Source organism: Kitasatospora sp. NPDC049285 (genome assembly GCF_040678815.1).
Lineage (GTDB): Bacteria > Actinomycetota > Actinomycetes > Streptomycetales > Streptomycetaceae > Kitasatospora.
Genome location: NZ_JBFAQR010000005.1, coordinates 35,154 through 50,480 on the forward strand (window position 1 = coordinate 35,154; position 15,327 = coordinate 50,480).

Annotated in this window: 14 protein-coding genes and 1 pseudogene; 1 reads left to right on the plus strand and 14 read right to left on the minus strand. The window is 71.8% G+C overall.

The window, feature by feature from the left end:
* Positions 1-164: 164 nt before the first annotated feature.
* From lepB (AB0K51_RS05355) to proS, 9 genes and pseudogenes are all read right to left on the minus strand, one after another.
* Positions 165-1,004, minus strand: a pseudogene (lepB, locus tag AB0K51_RS05355) (signal peptidase I); the annotation flags it as partial.
* 277 nt (positions 1,005-1,281) lie between these two features.
* Complete coding sequence (lepB, locus tag AB0K51_RS05360; protein ID WP_363450760.1) at positions 1,282-2,208, minus strand: signal peptidase I; 927 nt, start codon at positions 2,206-2,208, stop codon at positions 1,282-1,284.
* Positions 2,209-2,272: 64 nt separating this feature from the next.
* Complete coding sequence (gene rplS, locus AB0K51_RS05365; protein ID WP_363450762.1) at positions 2,273-2,623, minus strand: 50S ribosomal protein L19; 351 nt, start codon at positions 2,621-2,623, stop codon at positions 2,273-2,275.
* Between the two features lie 154 nt (positions 2,624-2,777).
* Positions 2,778-3,596, minus strand: a complete 819-nt coding sequence (gene trmD, locus AB0K51_RS05370) for a tRNA (guanosine(37)-N1)-methyltransferase TrmD (protein ID WP_363451029.1) — start codon at positions 3,594-3,596, stop codon at positions 2,778-2,780.
* Positions 3,597-3,601: 5 nt separating this feature from the next.
* Positions 3,602-4,270: a ribosome maturation factor RimM gene (rimM, locus tag AB0K51_RS05375; protein WP_363450764.1), complete on the minus strand. Its 669-nt coding sequence runs from the start codon at positions 4,268-4,270 to the stop codon at positions 3,602-3,604.
* A gap of 198 nt (positions 4,271-4,468) precedes the next feature.
* Positions 4,469-4,708: an RNA-binding protein gene (locus tag AB0K51_RS05380; protein ID WP_363450766.1), complete on the minus strand. Its 240-nt coding sequence runs from the start codon at positions 4,706-4,708 to the stop codon at positions 4,469-4,471.
* Between the two features lie 2 nt (positions 4,709-4,710).
* Positions 4,711-5,139 (minus strand): 30S ribosomal protein S16, encoded by a 429-nt coding sequence (rpsP, locus tag AB0K51_RS05385; protein ID WP_363450768.1) that lies wholly within the window; start codon positions 5,137-5,139, stop codon positions 4,711-4,713.
* 275 nt (positions 5,140-5,414) lie between these two features.
* Complete coding sequence (locus AB0K51_RS05390; RefSeq protein WP_363450770.1) at positions 5,415-5,993, minus strand: hypothetical protein; 579 nt, start codon at positions 5,991-5,993, stop codon at positions 5,415-5,417.
* 411 nt (positions 5,994-6,404) lie between these two features.
* The gene (gene proS, locus AB0K51_RS05395) at positions 6,405-7,817 is read right to left on the minus strand and encodes a proline--tRNA ligase (protein WP_363450772.1); all 1,413 of its coding nucleotides are present in this window, start codon (positions 7,815-7,817) and stop codon (positions 6,405-6,407) included.
* A gap of 236 nt (positions 7,818-8,053) precedes the next feature.
* Here proS and AB0K51_RS05400 point away from each other — a divergent pair, with 236 nt between their 5' ends.
* Positions 8,054-8,881 carry an SAM-dependent methyltransferase gene (locus tag AB0K51_RS05400; protein WP_363450774.1) on the plus strand — a complete coding sequence of 276 codons (828 nt, stop codon included), beginning with the start codon at positions 8,054-8,056 and terminating at the stop codon, positions 8,879-8,881.
* Positions 8,882-8,888: 7 nt separating this feature from the next.
* Here AB0K51_RS05400 and AB0K51_RS05405 read toward each other — a convergent pair whose 3' ends face one another.
* From AB0K51_RS05405 to AB0K51_RS05425, 5 genes are all read right to left on the minus strand, one after another.
* Entirely contained in the window at positions 8,889-9,413 is a 525-nt protein-coding gene (locus AB0K51_RS05405; protein WP_363450776.1) for a GNAT family protein, read from the minus strand.
* A 45-nt stretch (positions 9,414-9,458) separates the two neighbouring features.
* Positions 9,459-11,018 carry a signal recognition particle protein gene (gene ffh / locus AB0K51_RS05410; protein ID WP_363450778.1) on the minus strand — a complete coding sequence of 520 codons (1,560 nt, stop codon included), beginning with the start codon at positions 11,016-11,018 and terminating at the stop codon, positions 9,459-9,461.
* A 93-nt stretch (positions 11,019-11,111) separates the two neighbouring features.
* Positions 11,112-13,550: a [protein-PII] uridylyltransferase gene (locus tag AB0K51_RS05415; protein ID WP_363450780.1), complete on the minus strand. Its 2,439-nt coding sequence runs from the start codon at positions 13,548-13,550 to the stop codon at positions 11,112-11,114.
* Positions 13,551-13,641: 91 nt separating this feature from the next.
* A complete protein-coding gene (locus AB0K51_RS05420; RefSeq protein ID WP_363450782.1) occupies positions 13,642-13,980 on the minus strand; it encodes a P-II family nitrogen regulator in 339 nt (112 codons plus the stop codon).
* Entirely contained in the window at positions 13,980-15,305 is a 1,326-nt protein-coding gene (locus tag AB0K51_RS05425; RefSeq protein WP_363451031.1) for an ammonium transporter, read from the minus strand. Before AB0K51_RS05425 ends, AB0K51_RS05420 begins: the two co-directional genes overlap by 1 nt.
* Positions 15,306-15,327 lie beyond the last annotated feature (22 nt).

The following is a 15,327-nucleotide window of genomic DNA, read 5'->3' on the forward strand; positions in this document are numbered from 1 at the left end:
TCACCAGTGCCGCACAGCGGGCACCACACTCTGCGATCGACCTTCAACCCGCCTCTGGCTTGCCCTACCAGGGCACGCCCGACACCAGGCCGGAACCGAGCACCACTGCACTTCTCTATCACTCCCGGTCGGCATGCCCGTGCTCCCACGCGCCGACCAGAACGTCAACCGGGCACCGGCCCGCCCCTCGACCGCGGCCCACGCCGCCGAACCACCACCGGCAAGACGCCCAACACACCCATAACGAGCGGGGGTTCCGAGGGAACCGGCTCAACTACCGCTGATCCTGCCGCCCGTACCGGCAACGAGGAGAGTGAATCGGGAACATTCAGTTGACCGAAGTGCGAGAACGGCCACGCCACCACGAACGCCCGGCCGACCACGTTCCCCACCGGGATGGTGCCGGAGCCCGGATTGCCCATGTGGTAGCGGGAGTCGGCGGACAGGTCCCGGTGATCCCCCATCACCCACAGGCGTCCCTTGGGCACCGTCACCTTGAAGGTGATCCGCGAGGGCACGTTCCCGGTCGCGATGTACGGCTCGTCCAGCGGGTTGCCGTTCACGCTCAACCGACCCTGCGCGTCGCAGCACTCCACGGTGTCACCGCCGACGCCGATCACCCGCTTGATCAAGTCCCGCTCGTCATCGGACGGAAGGAGTCCCACCGCAGTGAACACCGACTTCACGTCCCGCATCACCGGCCCGTCCGAGGACCGCTTGTGGTCGGGTTCCAACCATCCGCCCGGGTCCTTGAACACCACGACCTCGCCGCGGCTCGGCTCGTTGCCGAACCACGGGGTCAGCTTGTCCACCAGCACCCGGTCACCGATCTGCAGGGTCTGCTCCATCGACCCGGAGGGGATGACGAACACCTGCACCAGAAAGGTCTTCAGCAGCAGCGCGATGACCAGCGCCACCACCACGACCAGCGGCAGCTCGCGCAGGAAGGAACGACGGCTTCGCCGCGCCGCACGCTTCGCCGTCCGACGCCGCTCGGCCCGCCCGCGGTGCGCCCGCTCCTCGCCGCCGCCTCCGCCCCGCCCGTCGACGCCGTCCCGCCGGGCGAGCCCGTCCCGCCCACCGCTCCGGTCGCGGCCAGCACTGCCGTTGCGTCCGGTACTGCCATTGCGTCCGGCGCTGCCGTCCCGCCCGGAGCTCCCGTCCCGTCCGGCGGCTCGCCGGCCTGCCGAACCCGACCACTCGTCCGGTCCCGCGCCGACGTCCGCCGGAAGGCTCCGCTCCCTGCGGGCGGACGAGTCACCTGAGGCTGCGGATCTGGGTCTACCTCGGGTCCCCATGGCCACCAGTCCCCCCTGTAGCGGCGAACGCCGCAGGCCGGTCGAGCGAGGTGGCGCGGCCGAACGGGAAGACCACCCAGTCCGCCCGGCCGATCACCTTGTCCTCGGGCACCGCGCCACCGCCCGGCTGACCGAGGTGGTCGCGGGAGTCCCTGGAGGCGCTGCGGTGATCGCCCATCACCCACAGCTTCCCGTCCGGCACCACGATGTCGAACGGCACCGCCGACGGTGCGTCACCCGGAAACAGGTACGCGCTCTCGTCCAGCGGCACGCCGTTGACCCGCAGCCGGCCGTCGGAGCCGCAGCAGGTGATCCGGTCGCCACCGACCCCGATCACCCGCTTCACGTAGACCGTGTCCCCGGCGGGGGCCAGTCCGGCGCCCAGCAGCAGCTTGCGCACGCCGGAGGGCTCGGCCGCGTACGGCAGGAAGGAGCCGATGCCGTCGAAGACCACCACGTCACCGCGCTGCGGATGCCCGCCGAAGGCATAGGCGAGCTGGTTGGCCACCACCCGGTCGCCGGGGCGCAGCGTGCCCTCCATCGACCCGGACGGCACGCCGAACGGCCGCGCCACGAACGCGTTCACCAGCAGCAGCACGAGCAAGCACACCGCACCGATCCACAGCAGGTCCCGCGTCCACCGCCGACCGAGCCCTACCTCGGCGGCCTCGTCCTCGGCCCCGCCACCGACGGCCCCGACCCGATCGTCGGACACCGCACCGGAAGCAGCGCCGGAAACCGCACCGGAAACCGGATCAGAAGCTGCCTCAGTAACTGCGTCGGAACCCTCGTCGGAAACGGCCACGGAAACGGCCACGGTGCCGGAAACGACGACGGACCGCGACGGCGAGTCCGTACCCGTGGGGTCGGGACTGCCGTCGCGGTCCGTCGGTGGTTCGTGCGTGCTCATCGGGGTGAGCTTATCCCGCCGGTCTACACCGGCAGGAGGGCCGACCCCCGTTAAGCAAGCGCGATCACGCGTCGCGCTTCTCCTTGATCTTCGCGGCCTTGCCGCGGAGCTCACGCAGGTAGTAGAGCTTGGCGCGGCGGACCGCACCGCGGGTCACGACCTCGATCTTCTCGACGACCGGGGTGTGCACCGGGAAGGTGCGCTCGACGCCGACGTTGAAGCTGACCTTGCGGACGGTGAAGGTCTCGCCGATACCGGCGCCCTGGCGGCGGATGACGACGCCCTGGAAGACCTGCACACGCGAGCGGTTGCCTTCGATGACTCGGACGTGCACCTTCAGGGTGTCGCCGGGGCGGAAGGCGGGGATGTCGGTGCGCAGCGAAGCCGCGTCGACACCAGCGAGCTTGTTGCTCATGGTTATCTCCATCGCAGGCGCCACGGGCCGCCCACGGAAATTCGTCTCAACTGGAAGGTGCTGCGGGTCGCGTCGGCTGGCGATGATCCCCCCGTGGCGAGGGCACCGGTCCACTGACACCCCAGAAGGGAGTCCGGCGACAGACAGCAGTCGCCTATTCTTCCACAGCCTCGGCCACAGACCGAAATCGGCCGGCGGTGTCGTCCCAGGCCAGTCCGAGCACGCTCAGCGCCTCGCGCTCCTTCTTGGTGAACGCCTCACGCTGCCAACGGGCCACCAGGTCGGGCCGGTTGGCGAGGGTGCGCTCGAACGCCTGCTCCCGGCGCCACTGGGCGATCTTCCCGTGGTGGCCGCTGAGAAGGATCTCCGGCACCTCGCGGCCGCGCCACTCGGCGGGCTTGGTGTACACCGGGCCCTCCAGCAGGTCGGCCATCGCGCCGGGGGCGAAGGAGTCGTCGCGGTGCGACTCGGCGTTGCCCAGCACCCCGGGCAGCAGCCGGGCGATCGCCTCGACCATCACCAGGACGGCCACCTCGCCGCCGGCCAGCACGTAGTCGCCGATCGAGGCCTCGACCACGGGCATCCGGGTCGCCGCCTCCTCGATGACCCGCCGGTCGATGCCCTCGTACCGGGCGGGCGCGAAGGCCAACCAGGGGCGGGCGGCGAGTTCCTGGGCCAGTTCCTGGGTGAACGGCCGTCCGCTCGGGGTCGGTACGACCAGGGTCGGCACCTCGCCCTCCGGTCCGGCGGCGACCACCGCGTCCAGCGCCAGGCCCCACGGCTCGGGCTTCATCACCATGCCGGGCCCACCGCCGTACGGGGTGTCGTCCACGGTCCGGTGGATGTCGGTGGTCCACTGCCGCAGGTCGTGCAGGTGGACGTCGAGCTGGCCACGGGAGCGCGCCTTGCCGACCAGCGAGACGTTCAGCGGCTCCAGATACTCCGGAAAGATGGTGACGACGTCGATCCGCATGTCGCTCACGCCGCACCACCAGCCGGGTCACCGTCAGAACCAGCCGAGCCGCCCGAACCGTCGGAGCCATCGACGCCATCCGAACCACCCGCGGCATCCTCGTCCGAGCCCTCCTCCGAGTCATCCTCCGCGTCCTCCTCCCGGGCGGAGACCACCACGGCCTCGGCCGGGTCGATCAGGCCGGGCGGCGGGGTGAGGACGACGCGCTGCTCGTCGAGGTCGATGGTGGGGACGATCCGCTCGACGAACGGGACGAGGACCTCGGTGCCGTCGGGGCGGCGGACGGTCAGCAGGTCCTGGTACGGCAGGTGGATCACCTCGGTGAGCTCGCCGACCGGGGTGCCGTCGGCCAGCACCACGTCCAGGCCGATGAGCTGGTGGTCGTAGTACTCGTCCGGGTCGTCCGGGCGGTCGTCCGGGTCGACCTCGGCGATCAGCATGGTGCCCCGCAGCGCCTCGGCGGCGTTGCGGTCCTTGACGCCGGCGAAGCGCAGCAACAGGCGTCCGCTGTGCACCCGGCCGGATTCGACGGTCAGCGGGCCGATGCCGGCCGGGTCGGTGGCGAGTACCGCGCCGGGCCCGAGCCGGAGCTCCGGCTCGTCGGTGCGGACCTCGACGCTGACGTCGCCCCGGATGCCGTGGGCGCGGCCGATCTTGCCGACGACGAGCTGCACGGTGATCGTTCTCCTGCGGTGATCTGCGGTGGTCTGCGATGGTCTGAGGTACTGCGGTGTCCCGGAAAGCTTCGGTGTCCCGGAAACGGGAAAGGACCGGCCGGGACGGATGCGTCCCGGCCGGTCCTGAAACCTGGTGGCCGACCCGAGCCGGTCGGCATGGCCGACCGGACAGGTCAGTGGACCTGGTCGAACAGGTCAGTGGATGCTGTCCACGTCGACCAGGTCGACTCGGACGTTGCGACCGCCGAGGGCGCCGACCACGGTGCGCAGAGCGCGAGCCGTTCGGCCGCCCCGGCCGATCACCTTGCCGAGGTCGTCAGGGTGCACCCGCACCTCGATGGTGTGGCCGCGGCGCAGGTTGCGCGAGCGGACCTGCACCTCGTCGGGGTGCTCGACGATGCCCTTCACCAGGTGATCGAGGGCCTCCTCGATCATGCTCAGGCCTCGGTGGAAGCGGCCTCGGCCTCGTCAGCCTTGTCCGCCTTCTTGGCCTTCGGGGTGATGGCGACACCGGTGGTGGCGTCCTCGAAGCCGGCAACGGCCTTGGCGAACAGGTGCGAGAAGTCCTCGACCTTGGGCTCCGCGACCTTCAGCGGCTCCGGAGCCGGCAGGCCCTTGAACTTCTGCCAGTCGCCGGTGAGCTTCAGGATGGCGAGCACCGGCTCGGTCGGCTGGGCGCCGACGGACAGCCAGTACTGGGCGCGGTCGCCGTCGACCTCGATCTTCGAGGGGTTGTAGGTCGGCTGGTAGATGCCGATCTCCTCGATCGCGCGGCCGTCACGCTTGGTGCGCGAATCGGCGACGACGATGCGGTAGTGCGGGGAGCGGATCTTGCCCAGACGCTTCAGCTTGATCTTGACAGCCACGGGTGTGGATTCTCCTGGTGTTGACGTGGGTGAGCAGCTCCCGGCGCCCGCGTGGGGTTGCGGGGCGAGTGCTGTTCAAGGGACACGCCAGCCGTTAGGAGAGAGGGTCCTGCTTGGCTGCCGAGTACTCAGCCATCCATTCTGCCACATCGCCAAGGCCCTCCCGGACCGCGCCCCCGCACGGTCGCGGCAGGACCTTCGCGCGATGTCAACCCCAGCCGGTACGGGCAGTGCGCACCGCCGACGGCTCCGGCGGAACGCTTCACCGGCCGGGATCAGGCGATCTTGAACGGCTGCTGGCAGGCACCGCAGACGATCGACGCCTGGGCGAGCACCGACGGGACGACCCGGACGTTGCGCCCGCAGCCGCACACCGCCTTGACGCGGACGCCGCCGCCCGAGGAGCCGTGCCGGGCGGCCGGTCCGCGGAAGGTGCGGTGGTTTCCCTCGCCGGCGACGGCGAGCTGGTGCGCACCGAGCGCGCGGTCCAGGCGCTCGATGGTCTCGACGTACCGGTCGCGGGTCTCCTGACCCATCGTCACCTGCGAGAAGCCGCTGCTGGCGTGCGGCTCGACCGGGTGAGCGAGGCCCAGCTCGGAGGCGAGCAGCAGGAAGCGGCGGTTGTGGTACCGGCCGGCCCGGGAGGTGTCGCGGATCTCGCGGGCGGCGGCCAGCCCGTGGGCAGCCTCGTGCAGCAGCCGCTCGAAGTTGAGCTGCGTACCGCAGGCCGAGGACGACTCGCCGATCAGCGCCTCGGGCGAGGCCAGGTCGGGGAGGTCTCGGTGGTAGGCCTGGATGTCGCTCCAGGCGGCGGCCAGTTCGGCCGCCAGGACGAGGGGCTGTGTCGTGCTCACGCTGTACCAACGATGGGGAGAGAAGCGATGTTCCGCTGGGTCCCGGTGTTCGGGAATTCCCAGCGAACTCTCAGGAATGCACTTCCGCGCGCGAATTGCACGGTTCCGGACTGACGCAAGACCAACCCCCTGCACGTTTGGGCCCGCCGGGTTTCGCCGGGCTCTCAACACCCGCCGCGGAGCCCAACATCCCCACGGCGGACGGCCCGCGGCCTGTCCGAAATTGACAGGGCCACGGGCCGTATACCGTACCGCTTGTGAGGTACCGCGGGGAGTTGACCGGTCAGTAATCTCAACTGCTAGTACGCGAACCGGGGTTCGGGAAATCCCCGATCTCGGTTGCGATTGCGCAGCTCATCACGCCCGTCACGCTCCGTGGTGAAACCCGGTCGCGGATTTCGACGGAGGGCCTCAGTACGCGCGGGCGACCAGGGCGACATTGCCCTCCTGGCCGTCGGTCGCCGGGACGGTGCCGTCCGCGGCGACGATGCAGCGCACCGACACGCCCTGCTCGGCCAACTTGGCCTCGCCCTCCGGGCCGAGGTCGGCCCAGGAGATCCGGCCCCAGCCGGTGGCGGCGGCCTCGACGGCCTCGTCGAGGGTCTTCACGTCGACGGTGCGGGACTCGCGGCGCTCGCGGGACTGACGGAGCAGCAGTTCCTGGTCCTGCTCGAGGATTCCGGGGACGATCGCGGCGAGCGAATCCACGGCCACCGGCTCCTTGCCGCCGGCGATCCGGCGGACCAGCATCGCGGTGCCGGCCTCCAGGTCGCGCGGGCCGACCTCGATGCGCAGCGGGACGCCCTTGAGCTCCCAGTCCACCGCGCGGCGGCCGAACGGGGTGTCGGTGCGGTCGTCCACGACCACCCGGACGCCCGCGGCCTCCAGCTTGGCGCCGATCTCGCGGACCTTGGCCAGCACGTCCTCCTCGCCCTTGATGGCGAGCACCACGGCCTGGACGGCGGCCAGCCGCGGGGGAACCCGCAGGCCGTTGTCGTCGCCGTGGGACATGATCAGGCCGCCGACCATCCGGGTGGAGACGCCCCAGGAGGTCTGCCAGACGTACTCGCGCTCGGCGCCCTGGAGCTGGTAGGTGGTGTTGAAGGCCTTGGCGAAGTTCTGGCCCAGCTCGTGGCTGGTGCCCATCTGCAGGGCCTTGCCGTCGCCCATCATGCCCTCGAGGGTGAGGGTGTTGATGGCACCGGCAAAGCGCTCCTTGGCGGTCTTGCGGCCGAGCACCACGTCGATGGCGAGGACGTTGGTCATGAAGTCGCCGTACACGTCCGTGTGGATGCGCGAGGCGTAGTCGCGGGCGTCCTCGTAGGTGGCGTGGGCGGTGTGGCCCTCCTGCCAGAGGAACTCGGTGGTGCGCAGGAAGACGCGCGGGCGCAGCTCCCAACGGACGACGTTGGCCCACTGGTTGATCAGCAGCGGCAGGTCGCGGTGGCTCTGCACCCACTTGGAGAAGTACTCGTTGATGATCGTCTCGGAGGTGGGCCGGACCACGACCGGCTCGTCCAGCTCCTTGCCGCCGCCGTGCGTGACCACCGCGAGCTCGGGGGCGAAGCCCTCGACGTGCTCGGCCTCCTTGGTCAGGTACGACTGCGGGATGAACATCGGGAAGTACGCGTTCTGGGCGCCGGCCTTCTTGATCCGGGCGTCCATCTCCTGCTGCATCCGCTCCCACAGCCCGTAGCCGTACGGTCGGATGACCATGGTGCCCCGCACCGGACCGTTGTCGGCCAGCTCTGCCTTGTTGATGAGGTCCTGGTACCAGCGGGGGAAGTCGTCCGCCTGGGGAGTGAGAACGGGTGCCTTAGCCATGGGGCGAATGGTACGGGGATGCGGGGCCTGACTGTGAATCCGTTTCGCCGGGGTCCGGTCCGCTCCGGTACCCCCGCGCACACCCCGGGGCGCACACCTGCGGCGCGCGGATACCTGCTCGCACCCCTCTGGACGACGACGGCGAGCCGCTGTTCGCTGGTGGAGGGGCGGTTTGGCCGGGGGGCGCACGGCGGCGGCGGACGCTGCCCAATCCGAGGACCTAATGGGAGGCCCCGATGGCTTCAGCGCAGGTGACCGGCAGCACCGTCGACCGCCTCCGGGCGGAGTCCCCGACGGAGTCGCGCGGTCGGGCGCGGGACTGGGCGGAGATCCAGGAGCGCATGCTGGTCCCCCTCTACCAGGCCGTTTTCCAGCAGTTGGAGGTCGGAGCGGCGACCAGTCTGCTCGGCGTCGGCTGCGGCTCGGGGCTGGCGCTGCTGCTGGCCCGGGGACGCGGCGCGCTGGTGGAGGGCACCGAGGCCGACGGCGAGCTGCGGGAGCTGGCGGCGGCCCGCGGGCTGAAGGTCGTGCCCGAAGCGTGCCTCGCCCGTTCGGCGCAGCCCGTCCCCCGGGCGGCGCACTCCCTGGTGACGGTTTTCGAGCAGCTCCCGACGCCCGCGCTGGTCGCGAGCGCCGCCGTGCGCACGCTGCCCGGCGGACTGCTGGTGGTGGCCGGCTGGGGTCCGCCGGAGCGCTGCGAGAGCGCCGCCGTCCTGGAGGTGGCGCGCCGTCACACGCCGCTGGACGACCCCGCCCCGTTCGCGCTGAGCGGCCCCGGCGTCCTGGAGTCGCTGCTGGCGGGCGCCGGTCTGCGCCCGGCCGGCAGCGGGCGGGTGTCCTGCCCGTTCGCGTACGCGGACCTGGACTCGGCGGTCCGCGGCATGCTCTCCACCGGCCTGTTCGACCGGGCCGAGGCGTCCGCCGGCTCCGCGCTGGTGGCCAAGGAGCTGGAGGAGGCGCTCCACCCGTTCCTGCGCCCGGACGGTTCGGTGCGGATGACCAACGTCTTCCGCTACGTGATCGGCGAACGGGTCCGGGTGGTCGGCGAACGGGCCTGGTCCTGACGGGGCGTCAGCGCTCCGGGGTGGGCCACTCCTCGGCGGTCAGCGCGAAGCGCTCGTGGTCGCGCCAGGCGTCCTGCAGGAAGAGCATCCGCGGGGTGAAGCCCTCGTGGCGGAAGCCCAGCCGCCGCGCCATCGCGATCGAGCGCTCGTTGTCCGGCTGGACGTTGATCTCCAGCCGGTGCAGGCCCAGGCCGCCCCGCGCCTCCGGGGTGAAGCACCGTTCCACCACCAGCCGCATCCCCTCGGACATCCGGCCGGTGCCGGCGTACGGCACGTAGGAGTCGTAGCCGAGGACGCCGTTGCAGAAGCGCGCCATCACGATGTTCGCCACGTTGCACTTGCCGACCAGGCCGCCGGTGGCGGTGTCGACGATCAGGAAGGTTCGCAGGCCGAGGCCCTGACGGCTCAACAGGTCGGGCAGCCCGTCCGGTTCGACCGGGTTCCACCGCCCGATGTGCTCGGCGGAGCGGCGGACCGTCTCCGCGTACTGGACGACGTCGTCGGGGCGGGGGGCTCGGATCGTCACGCGCATCTGCCCATTCTGACGCAGCGTCGACAATGCGGGCCCCCGGCTCCGCTACAGCAGGTCCTTGAACTCCTTGGGGAGTTCGAAGTCCGCCGGGCCCTGGCCCGGCTGGAGGCCGAACGCGCCGCCGGGGGCGCCGGCCTGGCCCGGGCCGAGGGCCTTGCGCTCGGCGGCGGCCGCCTCCTCCTGGGCCCGCTTGAGCGGGTTGCCGCTCTTGCGCTTGCCCTTGGCGACCGGGGCCTTCTTGCCGGAGCGCTTGCCGCCGCCACCCATGCCGGGGATGCCGGGCATCCCGGGGATGCCCTTGCCGGAGGCCATCGCGGTCATCATCTTGCGGGCCTCGAAGAACCGCTCGACCAGGCTGGAGACCTCGCCGACCTGGACGCCCGAACCCTTGGCGATGCGCAGCCGGCGCGAGCCGTTGATCATCTTCGGGTCGGTGCGCTCCGCCGGCGTCATCGACTTGATGATCGCGCCGACCCGGTTGACGTCCTTGTCGTCGATGTTGTTGATCTGGTCCCGGATCTGGCCCATGCCCGGGAGCATGCCCAGCAGCTTGGAGATCGAGCCCATCTTCTGGACCTGCTCCAGCTGCGACAGGAAGTCGTCGAGCGTGAAGTCCTTCCCGCCGCCCTGCAGCTTGGCGGCCATCTTCTCGGCCTCGGCCTGCGAGAAGGTCTGCTCGGCCTTCTCGATCAGCGAGAGGACGTCGCCCATGCCGAGGATGCGCGAGGCCATCCGGTCGGGGTGGAAGGCGTCGAAGTCGTCGACCTTCTCGCCGTTGGAGGCGAACATGATCTGGCGGCCGGTCACGTGGGCGACCGAGAGGGCCGCGCCGCCGCGGGCGTCGCCGTCCAGCTTGGAGAGCACCACGCCGGTGAAGTCGACGCCCTCGAGGAAGGCCTGGGCGGTGGTGACCGCGTCCTGGCCGACCATGGCGTCGACCACGAACAGGACCTCGTCCGGGTCGACGGCGGTCCGGATGTCGGCGGCCTGCTGCATCAGCTCGGCGTCGATGCCGAGGCGGCCGGCGGTGTCGACGATCACGACGTCGTACTGCTTCTGCTTCGCGTACTCGATCGAGTCACGGGCGACCTGCACCGGGTCGCCGACGCCGTTGCCGGGCTGCGGGCCGTAGAAGGCGACGCCCGCGCGCTCGGCGACCACCTGCAGCTGGTTGACCGCGTTGGGGCGCTGGAGGTCGCAGGCGACCAGCAGCGGGGTGTGCTTCTGCTTCTTCAGCCAGTGGCCGAGCTTTCCGGCCAGCGTGGTCTTGCCGGCGCCCTGGAGGCCGGCCAGCATGATCACCGTCGGGCCGGTCTTGGCGTACCGGAGGCGGCGGGTCTCGCCGCCGAGGATGCCGATGAGCTCCTCGTTGACGATCTTGATGATCTGCTGGGCGGGGTTCAGCGCGCCCGAGACCTCGGAGCCGAGCGCCCGGTCCTTGATCTGCTTGATGAAGGCCCGGACCACGGGGAGCGCGACATCCGCTTCCAGCAGGGCGATCCGGATCTCGCGCATGGTGGCGTCGATGTCCGCCTCACTGAGGCGGCCCTTGCCCCGGAGGTTCTTGAACGTCGCTGCGAGGCGGTCGGAAAGAGTGTCGAACACGTCGGTCGCGGGTCCCTTGCGGCATCGGTACGGGTACTGTCGTCGTCCCCAAGGGTATCCGCCCGTCCGGCGGACGGTTGCGGCCCTGTGGGTTCAGCCTCCGAGAGCGCTCTGCACGGTGCGGGCGACCTCGGTGGCGCGGGCGGGTTCCAGCGGCCTCCCCTCGCTGTCGGTGACGTAGAACGCGTCCACCGCCTCGGCGCCCAGGGTGGAGACGTGCGCGGTGCGGACCCGGACCCCGGCGGCGTCCAGGGCACGGCCGATCCGGTGCAGCAGGCCGGGGGCGTCGTGCGCGCGGACCTCCAGCACGGTGGCGCTCTGCGAGGCCGCGCCGGGGGCGACGGTGACCACCGGCGGCGGGGTGCTGATGCCGCGCCGGCGCGGCGCGGCGGCGTCGCGTTCGGCCAGCTTCTTCGCCACGTCCAGCGAACCGTCCAGGGCGCGCCGCAGATCGGCGCGCAGCCGCGCGGCCTCCGGCAGGTCGCCGTACTCGGCGGCGACGATCCAGGAGAGCAGCAGGACCGGGCCGGCGCCGATCGGGTCGAGTTCGCGCAGCCCGGCCTTGCGGACGGCGAGCCGGTGCACGGCCAGCACGCCGGCCACCGTGCCGAGCAGGCCGGGGCGGTCGGGGATGGCGAGGGTGAGCTCCACGCCCATCGGCTCGGTGCCGGAGCCCTCGGCGGGCTCGGCGTGCGCGGTCAGCGCCAGCGCGGGCGCGCCGGTGCGGGCGGCCTCCACGGCGAGGCGTTCCTGGTCGGCCGTCGGGTCGGCGGTCGAGTCGGCGGCGTCGTCCGGCAGCACGGCGTCGCCGGCCAGCAGGGCCGCGGTGCGGGCGACCAGCTGGGCGACCAGCTGGGCCCGCCAACTCGACCACGCGGCGGGGCCGGTGGCGGTGGCGTCGGCCTCGGTGAGGGCGTGCAGCAGCTCCAGGTGGGTCTGGGTGCCGACGGTCTTGGCGATCAGGTCGGCAGTGGCCGGGTCGTCCGGGTCGCGGCGGGTCGCGGTGTCCACCAGGGTCAGGTGGTGGCGGACCAGCAGGGCGAGCGTGTCGATGTCCTGCCGGTCGAAGCCCATCCGGGCGGCCACGTCGCGGACGATCACCTCGCCCGCCTCGGAGTGGTCCCCGGGCCAGCCCTTGCCGATGTCGTGCAGCAGCGCGGCGACCAGCAGCAGGTCGGGGCGGGCGGTGCGGCGGGTCATCGCGGCGGCCTTCACCGCGGTCTCGATCAGGTGCCGGTCGACGGTCCAGCGGTGCACCGCGTTGCGCTGCGGGCGGCAGCGCACCCGCTCCCAGTCCGGGAGCAGCCGGCTGATCAGCCCCTCCGCCTCCAGCGCCTCCCACACCGGCAGGCAGGCCTCGCCCGCGCCGAGCAGGGTGACCAGCTGCTCGCGGGCCTCGTCCGGCCAGGGCACCGGCAGCGGCTTGGTCTCCGCGGCCAGCCGGCGCACCGTGGCGTACGAGACGGTCAGCCCGGCCTGCGCGGCCGCGGCGGCGGCGCGCAGCGGCAGCACCGGGTCGGTGGCGGGCCTGGCGCCCATGGCGAGCACCGCCTCGCCGTCCTGCTCGACCACGCCCTCGGCGAGCGGGGTGCGCTCCGGCAGGCCAGGGCCCACCTGGGCCCGCCGGCTGCCGTTGAACGGGAACCCGAAGCGGGTGGTGCGCCGGATCTTGCGGCCGCGCTCGGCGAGCACCCGCTCGACCGAGCGCCAGGTCACGTCGGAGGCGTACGCGATGGTGCGGGCGGCCTGGTAGACCTGCCGCAGCAGGGTGTCGGCGTCGAGCACGCCGAGCCGTTCGGCGACCTGGTCCTGGTCCTGCAGGCTGAGCCGCTCGGTGGCCCGGCCGGTGACCAGGTGCAGCGCGTCGCGGACGTCCGCGAGGGTGCGGGCGGCGGCGCCCAGCCCGTCCCGGGGGGCGTCGGCGAGCCAGGTGGCGGCCACCGCGTTGAGCGCCACCACGTCGCGCAGGCCGCCGCGGGCCTCCTTGAGGTCGGGCTCCAGCAGGAAGGACAGCTCGCCGTGCCGCTCGGCCCGGGACTGGCCCAGGGCGTGCAGCTCGGGGAGGCGGGTCGGCGCGGTGGCACGCCAGTCGCCGAGCACGGCGGAGCGCAGGTCGGCGGTGAGCTGCGGGTCGCCGGCCAGGTGGCGGGCGTCCAGCAGGCCGAGTTGCGCCTTGAGGTCCTCGGCGGCGACCGCGCGCGCCTCGGCGGGGGTGCGCACCGCGTGGTCGAGGGAGATCCCGCCGTCCCACACCGGGTACCAGATCCGTTCGGCCAGGGCGCCGTCGAGCGGGCCCTCGTGCAGCAGCACCACGTCGAGGTCGCTGCGCGGGGAGAGCTCGCCGCGGCCGTAGCCGCCGACCGCGACCAGCGCGGTGCGCGCCGGTGCGCCCGCCGCCCGGTAGAGGCCGGCCAGCCAGCCGTCGGTGAGCGCGGAGAGTGCGGCCCGCCGCTCCGGGCCGGTGCGCGCGCCGTCGGCCAGCAGCCGGGCCCGCTCGGCCGGGTAGCCGTACTCGGTGTCGGTGCTGCTCACATCTGCTCCCGGTGCGTGCTGGTGCCGATACGCCTCCGGCGGACCTGCCGCGTGGGCAGGTCCGCCAGGGAGTGTGTGGGAATCGTAGGGCTTAGAGGGCGTCGGGTCCGCGCTCGCCGGTGCGGACGCGTACCGCGGTCTCGACCGGGACGGACCAGACCTTGCCGTCACCGATCTTGCCGGTGCGGGCGGCCTTGACCACTACGTCGATCAACTGCTCGGCGTCCTCGTCCTCGGCCAGTATCTCGATCCGGACCTTCGGCACCAGGTCGACGGTGTACTCGGCGCCGCGGTAGACCTCGGTGTGGCCGCGCTGCCGGCCGTAGCCGCTGGCCTCGGTGACGGTCAGACCGTGCACGCCGAAGGCCTGCAGGGCCTCCTTGACCTCGTCCAGTCGGTGCGGCTTGATGACGGCGGTGATGAGCTTCATCAGGCGTCGACCTCGGTCTTCTGGGTGCTGGCGGGAGCGGTGGGGTGGGCCGCCACGGCGCGGGCGATGCTGGCGCCGACCGCGGTGAAGTCGTAGGCGGACTCGGCGTGCTCGGCCTGGTCGATGCCGGCCACCTCGACGTCCTCGGAGACCCGGAAGCCGATGGTCTTCTGGATCCCGAAGCCCAGCACCCAGGAGACGACGAAGGAGTAGACCAGGACCACGACCACACCGAGGGTCTGCTTGCCCAGCTGGGTGAAGCCGCCGCCGTAGAACAGGCCGGACGCGGTCTGGCCGACGTGGCCGGTGGCGAACAGGCCGATCAGCAGCGAGCCGATGATGCCGCCGACCAGGTGGACGCCGACCACGTCGAGCGAGTCGTCGAAGCCGAAGCGGTACTTCAGGCTGATCGCGGCGGCGCAGGCGGCACCCGCGATGACGCCGATGGCGAGCGCGCCGAGCATCGACACCGAGCCACAGGCCGGGGTGATGGCGACCAGGCCGGCCACCGCGCCGGAGGCGGCGCCGAGGGTGGTGAACGCGCCGTGCCGGATCTTCTCGTAGGCCAGCCAGCCGAGCACCGCGGCGGCGGTGGCCACCTGGGTGTTCATGAAGGCCATGCCCGCCACGCCGTTGGCGGCCAGCGCCGAGCCGGCGTTGAAGCCGAACCAGCCGAACCACAGCAGGCCGGAGCCGAGCATCACCAGCGGCAGGCTGTGCGGACGCATCGGGTCCTTCTTGAAGCCGATCCGCTTGCCCAGCACCAGCGCCAGGGCCAGGCCCGCCGCACCGGCGTTGATGTGCACCGCGGTACCGCCGGCGAAGTCGATCACGCCGTTGCGGTCGCCCAGCCAGCCGCCGTTGCCGCCGTCGAAGAAGAACACCCAGTGCGCGACCGGGAAGTAGACGACGGTCACCCAGAGCGCCACGAACAGGCTCCAGGCGGCGAACTTGGCACGGTCCGCGATGGCGCCGCTGATCAGCGCCGGGGTGATGATCGCGAACATCAGCTGGAAGGCGGCGAACGCGGTGACCGGGATGGTTCCGGTCAGGCTGTTCATCCCGATGTCGCGCATGCCCACGTGGTCGAGGTTGCCGATCAGACCGGCGCCCGCGTCCGTGCCGAAGGCCAGCGAGTACCCGTAGAGCACCCAGAGCACGCTGACGATCGCCAGCGAGATGAAGCTCATCACGAGCATGTTGAGGGTGCTCTTGACCCTGACCATGCCTCCGTAGAAGAAGGCCAGGCCCGGGGTCATCAACATGACCAGGGCCGCACTGATGAATACGAAGGCGGTATCGCCCGCGCTGAAGCCGTCCGGCATCGGCGTCTCCTCGAATGAAGGC